We start from the raw sequence: 19,688 nt of genomic DNA, 5'->3' as shown, positions 1-19,688 counted from the left end.
CAGAGATTCCATAAGGCAAATATTCACCTGATTATGCTAAGTATTGAGCCATTGAATTTGCAAATGAGCTGGCATGCATGGTGATGAGTACGCCCACCCAGCGATTAGCAATAAGGGATTGGCGTTATGGTTTGGTTTGCGCGGGTAAAGAATTCTGTCCAGTATTCGACGGCATTTGATTGTAAGCCGGAGACTTATGCTTTGCGCAAAAAATTGCACGAAGAGGCAAATCTGCCGCTGATTCCTTGCACAACCGCGATGCCTGGCTTTGCCCCTCCTGAGCTGTTTGTACAATCAGCCATTCACCGCACACCTAAAAAAGTGTTTCCCGACATCATTAACTTAGATAGTTTCTATGGCGTCAGTGATCGCTTCCGAGCCGTTTTAGAAGAGTTTGAGCCGGGTCTCCACCAATTCTCTGAACCGGTAGATGTGCGCTATAAAGACGGTCGCGCTTCAGAAATGACCTATTACAACTTCAATCCGCGCATCCATCTTTATAACACGCTGATCATTGAGCAAAGCACGGCGCATAAGGCCATCAGCCAATACACAAACAAGCTTAAACCAGAACCAGACTTTCGAGATTCGGTCTTGGTGGCTGATGAAACATTAATTCAACGGCACCATTTTTGGGTTGCTCCAGACTATTACGGTGACTGGTTCGTCTCCGATGCGCTGAAGAAGCGCTTGGATGCAATCAAGCTGAAGAACATTGAATACTCAAAAGTGCTCGTTGGACGGCGCTGAGTGTGCTGGGGGAGAGGACAACTATGGCGGCGAGGAAAAAAGTAAGCCAAGAGGACCTTGAAAAGGAAGTCTGGTATATTCAAGACGGCGTCAGTCAGGCTTCGGTATTCTTGGACTATAACTGGGACGGCCCAGGACTATCACCAATTGGCGATATAAATTATGGGCGGGCCAGCACTTGGGGCCCACCTGATTTTCCTTTAACCTTTCGGGTAAAACGTGTTGGCAACAGCCTACGGCATTGCTTCACGATATTTGACAATTTTTATATTAGCGAAGGTTTCAGGGCGATCATCGAAAAGCATGAGCCTAACGTCCACAAATATATTCCGGTAACAATCCATTCAAAAACTGAAAGTGTCCAATTTTATATACTTCACGTGATGGGATTGGTTGATGGGGTCGTCATCGAACATTCAATTGGCAACTGGGATGATCCGAAAATCCATCAAAAATTAAATGGGCCACGTTTTTTTGTCGAAACGCGTGACAATTGCTTGGCATATTCGTCGCATAAGCTTGGGACAAATAAAATGTGGCGGGATAGGCGCTACTACACCAGCCGACATATCTTTATCAGTGGTCCGCTTAAAGCAGATCTCGAGGCGCTCAAACGCCACAATATCAAATTTACGCGCGTCAATGTCGTCGGTGCTACCGTGACAGATACCACCAGTTTGTTGAGGTAGCTCAATGACAGATATCAATCCGCAATGCAGCTGCTGGATGTTCGACCGAATTGTGGTGCAACAATCCCGCCAGCCAATAAATGTCCGTTTTCGGGCTCCATTGAACAGCGCTTTATTGACCTAGTTTGGCGCAAAGCAGACGCCGTCTGCCCCCAAAGCAAAACGCCCCCCTGCGGGGCAGGAGGGCGCTTCGATTGAGATAGGACAGGCACGGACAGCGCGTTAGGTGCGCGGTGCCATGACCATGGTCATTTGCTTGCCTTCGAGGCGGGGTTCGCTCTCCACCTTGGCAATGGTTTCAAAGTCGCGCTTAACCCGCATCAGGAGGTCGATCCCCAGATGTTGGTGTGCCATTTCGCGGCCACGGAAGCGCAGGGTGACTTTCACCTTGTCACCTTCTTCGAAGAAGCGGGACATGGCGCGGGCTTTGACGTCATAATCATGATCGTCAATCATCGGGCGGAGCTTGATTTCCTTCAGCTCAACAACCTTTTGACGCTTGCGCGCTTCATTCTTCTTTTTCTGCTCTTGGAATTTGAATTTTCCATAATCGAGGATCTTCACCACGGGCGGGTTTGCAGTTCCTGCGATTTCTACGAGGTCAAGCCCAGCCTCTGCTGCGGCATCAAGCGCTGCAGCTAAAGGCATCTCGCCTTGCTTTTCGCCATTCTCGTCAATCAGAAGCACGCGCGGGGCGCGGATATCTTCATTGATGCGGGGGCCGTCTTTAGTGGGCGTTGCAGCCATAGGGCGTCTGATGTTCGTCTCTCCATAAATTACGCGGTTTGGTGCCGCAAATGCCTTTGTCCCGGGTTTCACCGGGCACACCTAGATAATGGCTGTAAATGAACAATCCTTCAAGGCGTCATGATGTTTGTGCTTCAAGAATTGTCGGCGTCACAGCGCGCGCGGCGGCCAAAACATCTTGAACACGGATCGTATCGAAGTTGCGTGCGACAAGACCCACGGTGGCTGTGCCACGGGGCGCGGCCTTGCGCACGCTGGTTTCGTTCGGGTTGATGATGGCAAGAGTCGGGGCACCAGAAGCAGCGGCGATGATCGCCATATCGCCTTCTGAGCCAACAGCCAGAATAGATTGTCGTGCTAAACCAATGAATTGGAACACATCCAGGCGGGCAACCAGATCAAGGGCTTTCGGCGCAATCGCACGAATTTCAACAGCCAGCTCAATCGCCGCAGGCCCGCCCACCAAAACCGGCTGAATGCCACGGGCTTCTAATGCCAAGGCCAATTCGCCATAGCGCGCGGTCGGCCAGCGCTTTGTCGGGTCTGCTGCTGGGCCTTCTGGGGCCAGAAAAGCAAACGGCTCGCCAATGCCATGATGGCGCGGGGTCAGTTTCGTGTGATCCTTCACCACTGATTCGACCCAATCGAGGTCCGGCAAGGGCGAGAGACCAGGCGCAAACCCCTCTTTCGGGCCAACGCCACAAGTCATGAGTTGCTCTGCATGGCGGTCGAGGCGGTGCAAAGTCAGACGTGTGCGGTCAACATGGGGATGCGAGCAACCAACAGCCCCACCCGACCACTTGGGTTGCAATGGCCACATCAGCTTAAACAAGGCGTCGCTCTCGGCGCTATTGGTCAAATCATAGACCATCGCATAGCGCTCTTGATGCAGCGACCAGATGAACTTGGCTTTGTCGACCAGTTTGGTTTGCGGCCACCGCACGTCGACCCGGTCGACAAAGGGTGACTTCGACAGAAACCGCACATTGCCGCGCTGAGTCAGCACGGTGATTTCAGCATCGCGGTGATGGGCGCGCAGCATGGCGAGTGGGGCAAGGGCCAAGACCGCATCGCCTAAACTACCCAAAACTATAACTAAGATCCGCTCCGGGTTCACGTCAGTTCCTGTCACTTCTATGGTTCGACCAGTCGCTGGTACAGCGAAACTGTGGCCGATTGTAGAGCGCGGGTCGTAAATCGCGACCGCACCCGCATAGCCCCCGCCGCCCCCATCGCCGCCGTTTCAGCCGGTGACAGTGCCAAGAGTCGGGCCATACAATCGGCCAAGGCTTTACCATCCCCGGCAGGGCTCAGAAACCCCGTTACCCCGTCTTCCACAGTTTCGCGCGCACCGCCAAGGTCCGAGGCAATCACCGGCAAGCCCATCGCTTGCGCCTCTGCGGCAGTGCGGCCAAAGGCCTCCGGTTCGGTCGAGGGGGTGACGGCAAAGTCCGCCAAGGAAAAGGCGGCGGGCATATCATTGCAATGTCCGACCAAATGGACGTAGCCCTCTAGGCCTAAGCGGCGGATATCTTGGCTAAGTTCCGCCCGATAAACATCACGACCTTGCGGGTCGCCGACCATGAGGCAATCCATCTCCACGCCTGCACGCTTCAAAATGCCCAGTGCTTCCAACATCACCTTCTGGCCCTTCCAGGCCGTCAGGCGGGCGGGCAAAATCGCGCGCGGGCGCGGGCTTTGAAGCGCAATTCCCCATTGGCTGGCAAGTTCCTCGCGGCGCTTATCGGAAACAGCTTGCCGCTCAAACGCATCGACATCCACACCGCGATAAATGACCTCGATCTTGGTGGGGTCAAGCTTATGCTCAGCCAGAACATGGTCCCGCGTATAACCGGAATTGGCAATCACCCGGTCGCCACGCGCCATCACGCTATTATACCAGCGTTTCAAGCCCGACTTGGCGTTATAAATGCCATGGTAGGTCGTCACAAAGCGTGTTTTCGTTCGCCGCGCCGCCAGTAATGCGCTCCACGCAGGCGCGCGCGAGCGAGCATGGACGACGTCGACTTTTTCCCGCTCGATAATCTGGGCGAGTTTGGCGACGTTGGCGACAAAGACTGTCCAAGGATTTTTGGAATTGGCCTCGCCAAAAATATGCTCGGCACCCAAAGCTTCCAACTCGTGCACCAGCCTGCCGCCCGCACTGAACACCAAAGCGCGGCCTCCGGCTTCGATGATCGCACTGGCGACTTCAACGGTTGTGCGCTCCACCCCACCGGTGGCCATTTCAGGCACAACTTGCAGGATGGTTTTGTTCTTGAGTGACGCTAAAGAGGGGAGCGGTGGGGACAAAATTCGCCTATTCCAGTAATTCCAGCCACGGTGTTCTTGCGTTTAGCTGAGAGCCAGCTAATTGCCTACCCGAGCGCGCCATAATAAGTCGCGATCGTAAACAAATTCAGGGAGTCTCCAATCATGCAATTAGACGATTCAATCGCAGCCATCGTAACCGGTGGCGCTTCTGGTCTGGGTGAAGCCACAGCGCGCGCTTTGCGGGCCCATGGCGTGAAGGTCGCGCTGTTTGATATGAATGTGGCGCGCGGCACGGAAGTCGCCGCTGAAATCGGTGCCACCTTCTGCGAGGTCAATGTGACCTCTGACGATAGCGTTGACGCTGGCTTTGCCAAAGCGCGCGCCGCCAACGGCCAAGAGCGTATCCTCGTCAATTGCGCGGGCACAGGCAATGCGATCAAAACCGCCAGCCGCGACAAGAAGACTGGCGACATCAAGCATTTCCCGCTCGATTCCTTCAACATGATCATCCAGATCAATTTGGTCGGTACCTTCCGCTGTATCGCTAAGTCGGCCGCCGGCATGTTGTCTTTGGACCCACTGGAAGACGGCGAACGCGGTGCCATCGTCAACACCGCTTCTGTGGCTGCTGAAGATGGTCAAATGGGCCAAGCCGCCTATTCGGCGTCTAAAGGCGGCGTCGTTGGCATGACTTTGCCGATCGCGCGCGATTTGATGGGCGAAGGCATTCGCGTCAACACCATCCTGCCCGGCATTTTCAACACGCCTTTGATGAATGCAGCCCCCGATGCGGTTAAAGACGCTTTGGCCATGAGCGTGCCTTTCCCCAAGCGCTTGGGCTTGCCGCATGAATATGCGCAATTGGCTTTGACCATGATCACCAATGGCTATTTCAACGGCGAAGACGTCCGCTTGGACGGCGCCATTCGCATGGCTCCACGCTAAGAACCCATCGGCACCTGCGGTACTTTCGGTTCTGCAGGTGCCGCCTATTTGGGACGACGAACGGCTTGTGCCTCGATCTCAATCAAGGGGCCGGGGCCGCCGACAAGGCCCGCGACCTGGACCGTGGCGCGCGCAGGCTTGTTCGGCTGGGTCGGTGTTCCGAAAAAGCGCTTATAGGCTGCCATCATGCCGGCAAAGTCCATCGCCCCGCCTTGCGCCGGATCACCTACCAGATAGACGCGCATCATCACCACATCGCCAAGCCCAAGGTTTTGCACGGCAAGGGCAGTTTCTAGCCGCTTAAAAACCAGTTCTGCCTGTGCCTCTGTGTTCCCACCATAGCGAGCAGTTGAACCAGCTGGGCCTGCTTGATCATTGTGGGGTGGCAATAGGCCGCTGATATAGATCGTCTCATAGCCAGCCGGCACCACAACCGATTGGGCGATAAAGGCCCCCTCCGGTACATAGCGGGTAACTTCGTCCGCCCGCGATGGGGTTGCGAAACTAAGCCCGCAGGCGAGGGCAAGGGTGATGGATCGTATCGGTTGGAAAACACGCATTATCTGAAACTTTCCCGAAAATGGATGAATTACTGAGGAGTAATAGCGCTGGGACGGATGGGTGGCGGAGTGAGCCACGGGTACACGGGTGCGTGCCATGCGCCAACGCGACAAGGCTGATTATTTGTCAGCCTAACCACTATGGATCAATTACGCAGGAGTAACGTGCGGACGGAATCCGCATTTGTCCAGCCCGCACCGGCAATTTTTCGGCTGTGGCCTTGCTGAATCGCGCGGTAGCCGTGATGATGAGGCAAGCGTGCCCGATGTTGAGGCAAGGCAAAAACAGATTTGGGAGCACGACACATGACACTCGAAATCCTCGCAACGGGTTTGCAATTTCCTGAAGGCCCAGTGGTATTCGATGATGGCTCTGTCGTGTTTGTTGAAATCAAGTCTGGCAATCTCACCCGCTATTGGAATGGCAAGACGGAAGTCATTGCCCATTTGGGTGGTGGCCCGAATGGCGCGGCCCTCGGCCCTGATGGGGCGATGTATATCTGCAATAATGGTGGCTTTGCTTGGTCAGACTTTGGCGGCCTGATGGTGCCGGGTCATGAGCCAGAGGATTATTCGGGCGGGCGGATTGAGCGGGTGAATTTGACCACCGGCAAGGTCGAGCGTCTGTTCGACACGATCGACGGCCATAGCCTGCGCGGGCCAAACGACTTGGTTTTTGATCGCAATGGCGGCTTTTACTTCACCGACCATGGCAAAAGCCACCACCGCCACCGCGATTATGGCGGCCTGTTCTATGTAACGCCGGGTGCCGCCTCGGCGCACGAGCTGTCACATGGCTATACCTCGCCCAATGGCGTCGGCCTCAGCCCCGATGGCAAAACCATCTATATGGCCGACACGATGGAAGGCAGGCTCTATGCTTTTGACGTCGCAGGCCCCGGCCAAATCGCTCCCGCCAGCCCGTTCCGCGCCGCCCGTGTGGTTGGCCGCGTCGATCAATGGACTTTGTTCGATAGTCTTGCCGTGGAAGCAGATGGTACGGTGGCGATTGCGACCCTGATCAATCCCGGCATCACGCGCATGAACCCCACGACCGGTGCGCACAGCCTTGTTCCCACGGACGATCTAATGACCACCAACATCGCCTTTGGCGGGGCCGATATGTGCGACGCCTATATCACCCTATCCTCAACCGGCCGCCTCGCCAAAACGCGCTGGGATCGCCCGGGGTTGCGGTTGAATTATCAGGGGTGAGGGGGGGGGCGTCGGGGCCGAAAAGCGGACAGCCAACTTTAAGAAATGTTCCCTGCTCACAACCGTCGTTTCAACGCCAACTTTCCAACGCCAAATGTCTGCAAACATCAATTGTGAATTTTGTCCCTTGGTCTGCTTTGCGCCAAGCTAGGTCAACAACGCGAAATTCACGGAAGTCCGAAAGCGGACATTTTCATCGGAAGACATTGGGTCTCGGGTTTGTAATGGACCCTACAGCACGACGCCCATTGTTGGGCTCGCTGAGCATGGACGCTCGAGCTACCTGCCCATTTTCAAGTAAGTTCGCTGACTACTGCTTCAGGCGCGGCATTGCTTCACTGGGCCCGACGCCATCTGGAACCGGCACACCCGAGTTCACATAACTGGAGTTAATCACGAGAATTGGATTATTGGTCATGGTGATTGCTCTAGCTACAATCACGCTCCACGCCGATTCTTGGGCGACGCTGCCGGTTGAGCTAATAATCAACTCAGCGCGTGGAATATATATTGTGCCGAGCAACTGCCGGACATTGTTGGATGAGATCGTGAATGACTGATAGTTGGTGGGGTGGGTGGCAATTAGAAAGCCCGCTAGCGGGCCGGTTTTGCGAGCAGATAGCTCAACCCGCGTGTTTCCGCCAAAATTGAACTTGTAGAGCGGGCCAAAGATCATGACCACATCATCGCCAATCAAAGATGCATTATCTGTAAAGTCTAAGTCCCCGAAGAAATAATGTTCCCCCGGCTGTAGCTGCAGAATGCCATTACTGAGGACATCAATTTTTTCACAATGTACGCCGGGCGGCATGACATAGGTTTGGCCTGCACCGATGCTGATCCGCTTGAGCGGCTGACAGCCGGCCATGGACTTTGGGTTCAAATTCAAAGCGGTGAAAGGATCCTCGATTCTTAATGCGCCGACGTTTGCAGTGGGGTTGATTTGGCCTGTGGCGGCGGTTACGGCCTGCACACGTGATGCCTCAATCGCCGCCCTATCGTTCGCCGCAATCCGCTCATTTGAGTGAATGAGGCACCCCCCGGCACGGATTGTCGCCTGATCAAACAAATCGAAACCCGTGACAGCAGCGACGCCCACTCTAGCAAGAAATTTAGCGGTTTTTACTGGGGGCTGATAGTTAGTTTGCAAAACGCATAGTGGGATGTTTTGCAAACTCTCGGCCGTAGCGGACACAGATAGATTAGCAGAACCGATCCCAGGGACCCCAATCATTGGGCGACGAGCACCGGCTGCCGTAACCGTGATTGTTCGCTGAGTTCGGTCCACATTGGCGGCAAATGTAACAGGTGTTGCTGACCCAGCGCGGGCGTAAGAGTCTGAGGCAAAGGCAACCGCGACTGCTTGAATGCCTACTGCATCGCGGGAGGGAATAGCCATTTCTGTTGCGCCTGCGAGGGCGGCAGAATCGACGATCGCCTGGAGATGCGAACGTTCAGCACTGACCATGGTCAACTCAGCCGCCATGGCAACCGCGCCTGCGATTGGCACAAATGCAATCGCAGTGACGGCAGCGATATTACCACGAATATTCGACAGCAGCGCTTTCAACATTTAGGACCTCAATCAGTCGAGTGTACCTAATAATCGAGTATAATTTGTTAGCTCAGACCGAGTAATTGAGCTTGGCTAGAGTAAATCCTTATTAAGGTTTGATTTGACTTGCTTCAGTGAAATGTCCCTGAAGATTGGCAGCACATCCCAGATTTACGTCCGCTTTCGCCGTCCGCGCATTCCAAAGCAGACCAGCCGCAATCGGCCAAAAGTCGACAGCGCGTGACGGCCCGGCATTGAACCCAATATCGTCAAAGGCATCGTTCGAGTTTGACCGCGCAAGATGGGGCGGGATCGGCCTTAAGGGAGCGCGCAACACGAGTTGCGCTTTCCCCGCGTAGACATGCGCAACTCGTGTTGCGCGATCCTTTCGATCTGCGATTCGTGATGGAACGCACCCTACCGCGCGCAGCATATTGTTGAATGATCAGGCCTAAGCCGCCGCACTTGGCCTTGTGCTGACGCGTTCGTGCCAGGCTTTTAGATGGCTGCAGTCATCCGGGATAGGCGTGCCGATGAAGGTGCCGAAATCGACGATGGAGAGAGCCATGATGTCGGCGGCGGAAAAGGCCTCGCCTGCAATATAGGCTTTGTCCGCCATCTCCCGGTCCAGCCAATGATAGGCGCGGTCGGCATGGGCGCGATTGCTTTCGCCAAAGTCCTTATATTGGGTCAAAAGGGCTGCCGTATAGGGATGGGCGTGGCGCCAGATTTGGCCAATCGGGCTCATCAATTGCCACTCAACGCGACGGATCCACATGTCGATGTTTGCGATCTCGAGTGGCGTGGTGCCGAATAAGGGGGGATCGGGCTGGAGCGCTTCGAGATAGCGACAAATGCTGACGCTCTCGCTGATGCAGGTACCATCATCCAGTTCCAGCACGGGCACTTGGCCGAGGCTGTTCTTGGTCAAGAATTCCGGTGTCTTATGTGCCCCTTGCCGCATCGGGATATGCACATGCTCTACCTCTAAGCCTTTTTCGGCCAGAAAAATCCGAACGCGGCGCGGGTTCGGGGCCGGATTATGTTCGCCATAGAGTTTCATGAGACTAGCCTTTCAAGCGCGCACCAAGAAAAAGGGCCCAAAGCTGTGCCTTGAGCCCTTCTATCCATTAATCCCGTTTCGGGAGGGTTTTGCGACCTTCTTTCACATCGAGGAAGTAGGTCCAAGATGTTTCGTTCGGGCGGGCATCGTCTAGCGGGGGAGGCGATGTCCAAGCAGGGTAATTCTTGGCGATTTCGTCCTTCATCACGGCGGGCATCTGGTCCCAATTATCCAGCTTGCGGCCATTGGTGTTGAAGTAAATCTCGCCCTCGCGGCCATTCATGCGCATCCATGGCAACCAGTCCGAAATACGCACCCAAGCGACACTCGCCTCTGCCGTGGTCTTTGTGGGATCGACAATGTCCGAGACCGTGCCCGCGAAGTTGAACATTTCCGTGGCATGATAGGTGCCGCCCACTTCAGCCTGATATTTGCCGGCCAGCGGGTTGGAATAGAACAACGGCACGGTCACATTGGTCCACCAATGATCGCCACTGATGGTGCCGGTCCAGCGGATCGGCTGGCCATCGCGTCCTGTGACATAAGAGGTGGAGTTCACTGGATCATTGGCGACATGCATCACATCGACCACTTCACCCGTCCAAGGATTAGTCCATTTGCTCAAGACTTTGCCAGTCTTGGGGTCGGTATAGATCAACAGCTCGCGCGAGATCAGGCGATACCCCACACCGCGAACAGGGTCCTTCACCGTGACGCAATGGCGGATATTCATACCTTCGGCGCGGAATAGAAGCTTGTCGGCCTCGCCTTGGCGACGCGAATAAGCGTCACCCGCCCAATAATAAGTGACCGCAACGCCGTCGCGCATGTCGCATTGCATTTTGCGGTTGGCAGCCAACACACCTTCGGGCGTGGTAAGGTCTAAGGGCGCGGCGGCGGGGGTGGGGGCCGCAACTGGGGCCTTTTTCTTAGGCGCGGCGTCAGCCGACGTGGCGACCGCCGCGAGGCAGGCAGCAAATCCAACGAATAATTGACGGGCAAATAGGTGGGTCATGACAGCTCCTCTTCTACGTCTTTCTTAAGTGGGCTCTGGCGACTTGTCACCAAAAATTTGTCCGGACAATTGAGGGTGTGCAGTGGCTGATAAGGCGAAGCTGGAACCACCCCTTCAGTCCCCTCGGGACAGCTACCCCGTAAACGGGGAAACTCCGGCGAAGCCGGTGAAGGGGTTATTCAACAGGGACAAAACAAAGCTTATCCGGTCCATTCAAAGCCGCTAAAACGACCCCTTAAGGCTTACCCGGATCGAGCGACCGGGCTTGGGTAAATAGTCCTTCAGGAAGGAAGTGTGCTCGCGAATGTCCTCATTGGTCAGGTTCCGGCCTTCAAAGGTCAGTTCAATGCGGTCATTGCTTTCAACGGGTCGCCAGGACCAGACCGCATTGATCGCGGTGGAGCCTTCGGTCTTGGTCTCAAATGCGGCAGTCCGGCCCTGTTCGGCGATGGATTGTACTTCGGCGCGCAACCGCATCTGCGGGCTTTTGGCTTCAAGGCCGAGGGTCACCATGGCGGGTGGCATGCGGGCGATGGCACCACCGCCATCATAAGTGCCGCGCACGGTGTCAACGCCGCCATCGCCAACCACAGACCAGTCACCAAACTCGCCAAAGGCCCATGACACATGCAATTCAGCCCCGCTGAGCGTGGCATCTTTCTGACTGACCAAGAAGACAGGCAGACCATCTTCGATCAGATTGGTCGGATTGAACGCGATGAAGCCGTCAAAACTGGTGCGCCAAACGTTCAGGTCGACGGTCGCACTGCCGACTTGCCAGCGCGCAACGCCTTCAAGACTGGTTGCGGTTTCCGTCTTTAAGTCCGCATCACCGATTTCATAGGCTTGGGTGGCCGCATGAGGCCCATCAGCGAACAATTCGACTTCGGTGGGCGCACGCTCGGTATAGCCAGCGTTTAGAGACAGACGTAGACCATCAGTTGGCTTTAAGAAGGCGCTAGCGGAGAAGCTGCCCAGATCGAAATTGCGTGATCCGGCTAGGCCTGAATAATCGCGCTGTTCATAGCGGGCACCGACTTCGGCACCCCAATTGTCTTGATTATAGCGCTCAACCCAGAAGGCCCCGACCGTCTCAATCGTCACTGGCAGAATGAAGGCCTCATCGCCCTTGGCGGCGAAGTCATTGGCGGCAAATTGCAGACCGAACACGCCGTCCAAGGCCCCAATCGAGCGGTGGCGCGCTTCTAAGCGGCCCTCATAGCCTTCATTGGTAAAGACCGTGCCGATCGCGCCATCAAACTCAATCTCGCTGTGGGTATAATCGCCCGAGGTGATGGAGAAAGTCAGCACGTCAAGGAAGCCCAAATCCTTGATCGACGCTTGGAAGTCATAGCGAGTTTGGCTGAGCTCGATAAAAGCCTCTTCACCTGGAATGCCATAATTGGACTTGGTCCGGCGGGTGGCGAGGGCGAGGCTGGTTCTGTCAGTCACATGGGCGACGCTGCCACCCAAGGCCCAAATTTCTCCCCGCGTATTGAAGGCGGTGTCTTTGGTATCATCGCCGGTGATCGCGCGCAGCCCTGCGGTTTGGGAAAAGCCAGGAATCTTATAGTCTTGGCCTTCGCGACGGAAGCCATCGACCCGAAACACACCTGCACCCTTGGTGCCCACCAGCTTAAACGCAGCCGTGCCCGCATCTTCGGCGGTCGAGCCTGCAAGGAAGATTTCACCAGCAAAAGGCTTTTCTGGCAGCTTGGTCGGCAAGCGTCCATCGACCACATTGACCACACCGCCAACCGCATTGCCGCCATAGCGCAAGGCGGCAGGGCCTTTGAGAACTTCAATGCCTTCTGCGTCCAAGCCGTCGATGGCGGGCGCATGGTCCGGCGAAATGGTGGAGGCATCAATGCCTTGCAAGCCGTTCAGCACCAAGCGAATGCGGTCCTCACCCAAGCCGCGCACGATGGGGCGGGAGGCGTTGACGCCATAGAAGGTGGAGCGGACGCCCGGGATACCGGCCAAAGTCTCGCCAATCCCGCCACTAATCGAGGCTTGTAGCGCTTCGCCGCGATTAATGACGGCTACACCTTGGCTGATGGCATCGGACGGATCACCCAACGAGCTCGCCGTGACGACAATGGTCTCGACCGGGCGGGCTTGGCCGGCTGGGACGGCGGGCGGCGCGGTTTCGGGGGCCGTCAAAGCGAGGAGGGTGTAAAGCGCAGGAGTCATGGGGGGGAGGTTCCTAGTATGTTATTACATAACACTACCTACCCTAAAATCTTGACGTCGCAAGTGCAAAGGACATTTTCCATGCACACCAAACTCAGGCATGAACTAAAAGACGGTTCGTCACGTTCAAGGAGGCGCACATGCACGATCTTATTCGTCAAGCAGAGGCCCTATGTCAGCGGTCCGGCATGGCCTTTACCGCGCCACGTCGCCGAGTGTTGGAAATTCTCGCCGCGTCTGAAACGCCGATGAAAGCCTATGATCTGATCAGCAAGGCTGGCGAAGGTGGGCAGGCAACCAAGCCACCTACCGTTTATCGCGCTTTGGATTTTCTGTGCCAATTGGGTCTGGTGCATCGGATTGAACAAGATGCCACTTTTGTCGCTTGCAACCACGCGGGCCATTCCCATCCGATGGCACTTTTTGTTTGCAACACCTGCCTGAAGGCGACCGAAGTTGCTTATGATGAAGTGGCCCCAATCCTCGAAAAGGCGGCAGAGGTGCAGGGTTTCCATCTGACGCGCCTCGTCGTGGAAGGCCGTGGGCAATGCCGAGAGTGTGCGCTGGCGGCTTAAAGTCAAAAAGAATTGGACAAGTTGATGCGGGAATATTGGCGGGGCAGTGTCGAGGCCTGGGAATGCGACGAAATGGGGCACATGAATGTGCGCTTCTGGGTTCGTCGTGCGCTGGACGGCATGATGCTAATGGCGACAGAGCTTGGGTGTGAACGCGCTTTCGCCCCAGAGGCGACGGCAACTTTGCTGCCCATCCGCCAACACATCAGATTCTTAAGAGAGGCGCGCGAAGGGGTCCCCTTGTTTTTTCGCGGTGGGGTGGTCGCGATTGGCGAGGCTGACGTCACCTTTTATGGCGAGATCGTGCACAGCCTCGATGGGGCCATCGGCGCGACCTTCCTAACCAAAATGGCCCATGCGGAGGCCAAGACAGGCAGAGCCTATCCGTGGCCAGAGCGCACCACAGCGCTTGCCGCTGCGATGCAAGTCGAGGTGCCCGCCCATGGTAGCCCGCGCTCTATTTCGTTTGATGGCCCGACAGACCAATTCGACTTCGCAACTTTGGTATCGCGCGGCTTCCAACAAGTGGGCCTATCGGCGGTGCGCATTGAAGACGTTGATGTTTTCAATCGCCTTTATCCCGAGGGGATGATTGGACGGGTCTCCACCGGTGTGCCCAATCTGATGACGGCTTGGCGGGAAGAAACCACAGCCGAATTAAGCGCCCAAGATGGCCAACCCCGCAAGGCCGGTGCGGCGGTTCTGGAATATCGCTTGGACTATATAAGCTGGCCGGGCGCTGGCGACTTCATGGCTGTTTATTCCGGCGTGGCTGACGTGGCGGAGAAAACCAATACGCTCAAGCATGTCTTGGCTCATCCCGTGACAGGCGAAATCTTCTGTGTATGTGAGGCCGTGGCGGTGACCTTTGATCTGGTCGCGCGCAAAGTGATCGCCATTCCACCACAAGCGCGCGCCCGATTGGAAGCGCGTCTGATCAAACCGATTGGATGAGGTCGATCAGCGCTTTGGCACAGACGTCCGGTTTCTCCATTGGTACAAAATGGCTGGTCTCCGGCACGGTCTCAACCTGAATACCGCTGCGGGTGAGGAGCGGGATCAATGTTGCAACGGTCGTCGAATGCCGCCCGCCGCGTAACAATCGGCCGGGCACTTTCAAAGCTTTTAGCGCCGCAATCGGATAATGGCGCTGGCCAGCAAAGCAGGCTGCCTCAAAGGCTGGGGCGCAAGACAGGCGGACTTGGCCGTCTGGCAGATCGGTAAAGCCATCCTCGCAATAATCTGCCAGCATGGCCGCGGGCCAAGACTTAAAGGCACCGCGCCCGGTATAGGCGTCTAAGACGGCCTGCCTGTTTGGAAAGATCGCGCGTCTGCGACCGGCCGCCTTGGCGAGGGGAAACTGGCTGCGCCATAGGCGAAACACCCACGGCATATGGGCATAGATGTAAAATGGCGTGGGGGCGAGGACGGGGTCAAATAGGCACAGGCCTTTTACCAAGTCCGGTCTCAGCGCGCTGGCCAACAGGCTCGATGTGCCGCCCATGGAATGACCCGCGAGCACGGTGCCCTGTGGCGCTATATTGTCGAGGAGGGCAGCAATGTCGCGGGCAAAGCGGTTCCAATTGTCTTGCCGATCTGGATCGTCTGGCAAGCGGGTGCGGCCATGGCCGCGCAGATCAAAGGCCGCGACGGGGCGGCCAATGGCTTCGGCTACAGGCCGTAACATCTGCCGATAGGTCGAGGCGCAAAACCCGTTGGCGTGAAAGAAGACCAAGGCGGGGGCCTGATCCATCTGCGACGCACTTGCCCATTTCAGACCCGCCATCTCTCCTTCCGCCAAGCGTTGCACAAGGCGGGTTTCAACAATCTCTACCACTTAGTTTCTGCTTCCAGGAGTAATGTTGGACCCTTACAGGTTGCCAAACACGCGCTTCAAAAGGTCTGTCCCTCGACGGGCAGGATCACGACGTATCCCACGTTCTTCTTCGCCAATATAGACAAACAAGCCATCCAGTGCACGGTCTACGGCAAAACCGATCAATTGGTTTTTAAGCGGGTTATCCAACACGACAGGTGGCGGCGGTGGCGGTGGCGGGGGCGGCACGGGAATGGCAGTCACAGCCTTGGTCTTTGTAGCCCCTGCCTTGGTCTTGGTGGTGACAGCGGCCGCTTTGGGCGGCGGTGCAACTGGGGCGGGCACTTCTGGCGGTGGTGGAGCCGGTAAGGTGATGGGCGCGCCGGAATAATTCTTCAAACTACCCCAACCGCCCAACCGCTCAATCTCATTGCCATAGCGGGATTGAATCCGGTCGAGTGCTGGGCCTGCGCCCGAAGCTTGCACCGCTTCGGCCATGGGTGGCGTCATAAGGCTCACAAGACCTGCATAGGACTTGGCCTTCAAGAGGTCCGTTCCCGCCGTGTCTCCACCGCGCAACACCTTCAAAACATCTTCGATCGTGAGGCCGCGGATCGTGTCGACAAAAATGCTGCCGGCCTTTGGCATCATGGACTCAGCCGAACGATTGAGGCGCAATTGGAAGTTATCGAGCGGGACACTTAACCGCAGTGGGCTTAAGCGCTTTTGCAGCGAAGCCAGCGGCTCTGGCAAAGGAATGCGCACCCGTGTGTCACCCCAAAATCCGTCCGCTTTGCCCAATCGGCTAACGGCCGCACCAGCCCCTTGCAGCAGGGCGGCACGGATGCCCGCTTCGCCTTCATTCTGCGAGGAGGCAATCAGCAAGTCATCGTCGATACTGGGCAAAGCCGTGGGCAAGCCGGCACGCTTGGCTGCGGCGGCCTTGGCTAATTCTTCCAGCATCTGCCCCGCACTTTGGGCTTGCGCGGCGGTGCCGAGCCCAAGGCTTAAGCCAATAAGCGACCACATCAGGCTACGGCGTTGAATCCCGTCTGGGTTTGACATGTACAATCTCCTCGACCCCAACGATCTTGGCGTAATTTTGGACTTGAACCAAGACCCAATTAGGGCACATGATGACCACAGGCCAAACTTGTTGTAGGCTGGTCCACTGCAAGACAAAAGTCTATTGAAAAGAGCTTAAGCTCTGACGGCCAAAGGGAGCGCGACCATGTACGATTCACAATCCACACCGACTTCAACTTGCTTTGAAGTTACTATCGCAGATCACATCGCTCATATTCAATTGAAGCGGCCCGAGGCCTTCAATTCGATGACCCGCGATTTCTGGAACGACCTGCCCAAGATCGTCAAAGACATCAATGACAATTCCCGCGCCCGTGTGATTGTGATCACGTCGACTGGCAAGCATTTCTCCGCCGGGATGGACTTAAGCGTGTTCTCCAGTGGCGATGGCGTCACCCAAGGTTCAGTCTCGGATCGCGAGACCCGTGGCGAAAGCTTCCGCTTGCATGTGCATCATCTGCAAAACACCTTCACCTGCTTGGATGAGGCCCGCATTCCCGTGCTGGTGGCTGTCCAAGGCGGTTGTATTGGAGGGGCAGTCGACTTCATCTCTGCTTGCGACATCCGCTGGGCCAGCGCAGACGCGTTTTTCTGCATCCAAGAGATTAATATCGGTATGACGGCAGACGTCGGTACTTTCCCGCGCTTGTGCAAACTCATTCCTGAGGGCTGGGTCCGTGAGTTGGCCTATACGGGTCGGCGCCTGACCGCGGCGAAAGCCAAAGAGATCGGGTTGGTCAATGAAGTATTTGAAACCCACGAAGCTTTGGTTGCCCACGTGATGGACACCGCACGCGAGATTGCCGCCAAGGCACCTTTGGCCGTCACGGGCTCTAAGGTCATGATCAATTACGCGCGCGATCATTCGATCCGCGATGGCCTGGATTATATCGCCACATGGCAGGCCGGTATGTTCAGCCCAGCCCATATGGCAGAAGCTTTCCGCGCCAATGCCGCCAAGGAACCCGGTAACTTCCCCGAGCTTCTGCCATTGCGTAATCGCATGTAGAAATCACCGAGAAGGATCAGAGTCCTAGGGTGCTTTGGGGCGTGTTTTTAGGGCCGAAATTAACTCGGCTTTGAAGCTTTTATGTCATGTTTAGGTATGACACAAACCCGCAACGTACGCTCTTGGCTCTGGTCCGCTCTCATTCTTTCGGTCTTGGGGACTTTGGTTGGTGCGGCGATTGCTTTGTCGGCTGTCCGGAATTTATCGTCGCAAGCTGAGCGTTTGGCGAAGTTCGAACGCACTTGGAGTGAAGCGACTTGGGTGGATCAACGCGTTACCGAAGCTGCCGATGACTTTGCCCAAATGGGCAGGCCTGAAGATCGTGAGCGCTTTGTTGCGCTGAATGAGCCGCGTGAAGCTTTGATCGAAAAAGCCATTCAATTGGCACCGAAATCGACGAAAAAGAGCGCTTTTGCAACGATCTACAACGCAACCCGTGAAATGGGCGCGATTGAGGATTCAGCGGTCCTTTTGGCTGCGGCGGGTCGCCAAGCCGATGCGAAGGCGCTGTTGCAATCGCAATCCTATGCCATAGCTGGTACAAGGAAAGCGCGGCAGTTGGAAAAGGCGCGGCGCGAGATTGCCGCGAGCCTGAAAGTCGAAATCGATGCGGCCTTCTTGCTGTTGAGCGGCGGCCTAGCAGCCCTGCTCGGCTGTATGGTGGGGGCTGGTTTATGCTGGGCCCGTGTCGCCGCCTTGTTCCGGGGCCAAGCGCAAGATTTGGTTGAAGCACGTGATGCTTTGGCTCTCCATGCCAGTACCTTGGAAGCTCGCATCGACGAACGGACACACGATCTCGAAATGGCCAAGACTGCCGCAGAGGCTGCTGACCATGCCAAGTCGGCCTTTTTGGCGCAGATGAGTCACGAAATCCGTACCCCCATGAACGGCGTGCTGGGTATGGCAGACGCGTTGTCGCGCACGCCATTGGACGACCGCCAGCTACGGATGTTGGCGGTGATCCAAGATAGTGGCGATACGTTGCTCGCCTTGCTGAACGACGTGCTCGACATCGCCAAGATCGAAGCGGGCAAGCTCGCTCTGGAATCGCTCGACTTCAGTGTGATGGAGATTGTGCGTTCAACCGAGGCCATGTTTACCTTGAGGGCGCACCAGAAGGGCATCAGCTTTGCCGTAAATGTGGATCAGAGCGCGGATATCTGGTGCTTGGGCGATCCGACGCGGATTAAGCAAGTTCTCTATAATCTTGTGTCCAACGCCGTAAAATTCACCCAAGACGGCAGTGTCCTTGTGACTATCACCGCGGAAGACGTCGGTGAGGGTCGCCGCGCTTTGTCCTTTGCGATCAAGGACACAGGGATCGGCATTGAGCCAGAGGTCCAAGGCCGTTTGTTTGAGCGCTTCAGCCAAGCCGAAACGGCAACCAATCGCAAGTTTGGCGGCACGGGCCTTGGCCTTGCCATCTGTAAGCAATTGGTTGCGCTGATGGGTGGTGAGATTGAAGTCGAAAGCCGCGTTGGAGAGGGCTCTGTTTTCCGCTTTACGGTCACCATGCCGTTAGGCGTGGCACCCGAACGTACGGACGCAGGCCAATTTGAAGAATCGCGTGCCCAAGGTGGCGAAGGCGCAACTTCGGTCCGCGTCCTGGCGGCTGAAGATAATGCGCACAATCGTCTCGTGCTACAGATGTTCCTTGAACAAGTGGGCATCGAGCCGGTGTTTGCTGAAAACGGCCAAGTGGCGGTGGAGCTTTGGTCCCAAGACCAATTTGATCTCATCTTGATGGATGTGCAAATGCCGATCATGTCCGGGCCAGAGGCCACCGTGCGGATCCGGGCGCTAGAGCGGGTTCAGAAACGGCCTCGCACGCCAATCATCGCATTGACCGCCAATGCCATGACCCACCATGTGCAGGAATGCTTGGACGCTGGCATGGATGCCCATGTCGCCAAACCGATCCGGCCCGAAGTCTTGTTTGCGGCAATCCATCAGGCCTTGTCGGGCGAGGAAGAAGCAGAAGCGCACACCCTATTGGCCGAAGTAGGCTGATCTCGCGAATGAAAAAAGGCGAACCGATGAAGGTTCGCCTTTTCAATAAATTGCTACTTTTTCAAATAGCTAACCAAGCATCGCCTTGCGTTTATTTCGCGGCGGTATTGCAGGCTTGGATGCCTGCTTCGTCAAGGCTCGAGCCACCAACGCTGAAGCTGGCGACAGGGCCGAGGGCCTTTGCAA

General features: G+C 56.2%; 18 protein-coding genes. 8 read left to right on the top strand and 10 right to left on the bottom strand.

Features of this window, described 5'->3' with window-relative positions:
• Positions 1-126 precede the first annotated feature (126 nt).
• Together ACOVRA_RS14570 and ACOVRA_RS14565 are read left to right on the top strand one after the other, a co-directional pair.
• Positions 127-750, top strand: coding sequence for an imm11 family protein (locus ACOVRA_RS14570; protein ID WP_421720934.1), 624 nt, complete (start codon positions 127-129; stop codon positions 748-750).
• 23 nt (positions 751-773) lie between these two features.
• The gene (locus ACOVRA_RS14565; protein WP_421720933.1) at positions 774-1,439 is read left to right on the top strand and encodes an imm11 family protein; all 666 of its coding nucleotides are present in this window, start codon (positions 774-776) and stop codon (positions 1,437-1,439) included.
• 222 nt (positions 1,440-1,661) lie between these two features.
• Here ACOVRA_RS14565 and infC read toward each other — a convergent pair whose 3' ends face one another.
• The 3 genes from infC to ACOVRA_RS14550 all read right to left on the bottom strand — a co-directional run bounded on the left by infC (position 1,662) and on the right by ACOVRA_RS14550 (position 4,499).
• Complete coding sequence (gene infC, locus ACOVRA_RS14560) at positions 1,662-2,186, bottom strand: translation initiation factor IF-3 (RefSeq protein ID WP_290805655.1); 525 nt, start codon at positions 2,184-2,186, stop codon at positions 1,662-1,664.
• Between the two features lie 118 nt (positions 2,187-2,304).
• On the bottom strand, positions 2,305-3,318 hold the full coding sequence (locus tag ACOVRA_RS14555) for a glycosyltransferase family 9 protein (RefSeq protein ID WP_421720932.1): 1,014 nt from the start codon (positions 3,316-3,318) through the stop codon (positions 2,305-2,307).
• A gap of 2 nt (positions 3,319-3,320) precedes the next feature.
• Positions 3,321-4,499 carry a glycosyltransferase family 4 protein gene (locus ACOVRA_RS14550; protein ID WP_421720931.1) on the bottom strand — a complete coding sequence of 393 codons (1,179 nt, stop codon included), beginning with the start codon at positions 4,497-4,499 and terminating at the stop codon, positions 3,321-3,323.
• A 123-nt stretch (positions 4,500-4,622) separates the two neighbouring features.
• On the opposite strand from ACOVRA_RS14550, the gene ACOVRA_RS14545 reads away from it, so the two are divergent.
• Positions 4,623-5,405: an SDR family NAD(P)-dependent oxidoreductase gene (locus ACOVRA_RS14545; protein WP_421720930.1), complete on the top strand. Its 783-nt coding sequence runs from the start codon at positions 4,623-4,625 to the stop codon at positions 5,403-5,405.
• A 44-nt stretch (positions 5,406-5,449) separates the two neighbouring features.
• On the opposite strand, the gene ACOVRA_RS14540 is transcribed toward ACOVRA_RS14545, so the two are convergent.
• Positions 5,450-5,965, bottom strand: a complete 516-nt coding sequence (locus ACOVRA_RS14540) for a RidA family protein (protein ID WP_421720929.1) — start codon at positions 5,963-5,965, stop codon at positions 5,450-5,452.
• A gap of 306 nt (positions 5,966-6,271) precedes the next feature.
• Here ACOVRA_RS14540 and ACOVRA_RS14535 point away from each other — a divergent pair, with 306 nt between their 5' ends.
• On the top strand, positions 6,272-7,180 hold the full coding sequence (locus tag ACOVRA_RS14535; RefSeq protein ID WP_421720928.1) for an SMP-30/gluconolactonase/LRE family protein: 909 nt from the start codon (positions 6,272-6,274) through the stop codon (positions 7,178-7,180).
• A 310-nt stretch (positions 7,181-7,490) separates the two neighbouring features.
• Here the strand turns inward: ACOVRA_RS14535 and ACOVRA_RS14530 are convergent, their stop codons facing one another.
• From ACOVRA_RS14530 to ACOVRA_RS14515, 4 genes are all read right to left on the bottom strand, one after another.
• On the bottom strand, positions 7,491-8,753 hold the full coding sequence (locus ACOVRA_RS14530; RefSeq protein WP_421720927.1) for a TadE/TadG family type IV pilus assembly protein: 1,263 nt from the start codon (positions 8,751-8,753) through the stop codon (positions 7,491-7,493).
• Positions 8,754-9,186: 433 nt separating this feature from the next.
• Positions 9,187-9,798 (bottom strand): glutathione S-transferase family protein, encoded by a 612-nt coding sequence (locus ACOVRA_RS14525; RefSeq protein WP_421720926.1) that lies wholly within the window; start codon positions 9,796-9,798, stop codon positions 9,187-9,189.
• 67 nt (positions 9,799-9,865) lie between these two features.
• Positions 9,866-10,813: a DUF1838 family protein gene (locus tag ACOVRA_RS14520; RefSeq protein WP_421720925.1), complete on the bottom strand. Its 948-nt coding sequence runs from the start codon at positions 10,811-10,813 to the stop codon at positions 9,866-9,868.
• Between the two features lie 222 nt (positions 10,814-11,035).
• Complete coding sequence (locus ACOVRA_RS14515) at positions 11,036-13,006, bottom strand: TonB-dependent receptor (RefSeq protein WP_421720924.1); 1,971 nt, start codon at positions 13,004-13,006, stop codon at positions 11,036-11,038.
• A 140-nt stretch (positions 13,007-13,146) separates the two neighbouring features.
• On the opposite strand from ACOVRA_RS14515, the gene ACOVRA_RS14510 reads away from it, so the two are divergent.
• Together ACOVRA_RS14510 and ACOVRA_RS14505 are read left to right on the top strand one after the other, a co-directional pair.
• Complete coding sequence (locus tag ACOVRA_RS14510; protein WP_421720923.1) at positions 13,147-13,581, top strand: Fur family transcriptional regulator; 435 nt, start codon at positions 13,147-13,149, stop codon at positions 13,579-13,581.
• Between the two features lie 24 nt (positions 13,582-13,605).
• Positions 13,606-14,535 carry a thioesterase family protein gene (locus ACOVRA_RS14505; protein ID WP_421720922.1) on the top strand — a complete coding sequence of 310 codons (930 nt, stop codon included), beginning with the start codon at positions 13,606-13,608 and terminating at the stop codon, positions 14,533-14,535.
• Here the strand turns inward: ACOVRA_RS14505 and ACOVRA_RS14500 are convergent.
• Entirely contained in the window at positions 14,519-15,418 is a 900-nt protein-coding gene (locus ACOVRA_RS14500; protein ID WP_421720921.1) for an alpha/beta hydrolase, read from the bottom strand. The two genes, ACOVRA_RS14505 and ACOVRA_RS14500, sit on opposite strands and share 17 nt — an antisense overlap.
• A gap of 33 nt (positions 15,419-15,451) precedes the next feature.
• Positions 15,452-16,462 (bottom strand): DUF4197 domain-containing protein, encoded by a 1,011-nt coding sequence (locus ACOVRA_RS14495; RefSeq protein ID WP_421720920.1) that lies wholly within the window; start codon positions 16,460-16,462, stop codon positions 15,452-15,454.
• A 166-nt stretch (positions 16,463-16,628) separates the two neighbouring features.
• On the opposite strand from ACOVRA_RS14495, the gene ACOVRA_RS14490 reads away from it, so the two are divergent.
• Both ACOVRA_RS14490 and ACOVRA_RS14485 read left to right on the top strand, forming a co-directional pair.
• A complete protein-coding gene (locus tag ACOVRA_RS14490) occupies positions 16,629-17,492 on the top strand; it encodes a crotonase/enoyl-CoA hydratase family protein (protein WP_290807807.1) in 864 nt (287 codons plus the stop codon).
• Between the two features lie 96 nt (positions 17,493-17,588).
• Positions 17,589-19,502, top strand: a complete 1,914-nt coding sequence (locus ACOVRA_RS14485) for an ATP-binding protein (RefSeq protein ID WP_421720919.1) — start codon at positions 17,589-17,591, stop codon at positions 19,500-19,502.
• Positions 19,503-19,688 lie beyond the last annotated feature (186 nt).

Source organism: Aquidulcibacter sp., assembly GCF_049239865.1.
In the GTDB taxonomy this organism is placed as follows: Bacteria; Pseudomonadota; Alphaproteobacteria; order Caulobacterales; family Aquidulcibacteraceae; genus Aquidulcibacter.
The sequence above is the reverse complement of the archived record's forward strand: the minus strand, read 5'-3'. Positions and strand labels throughout refer to the sequence as shown.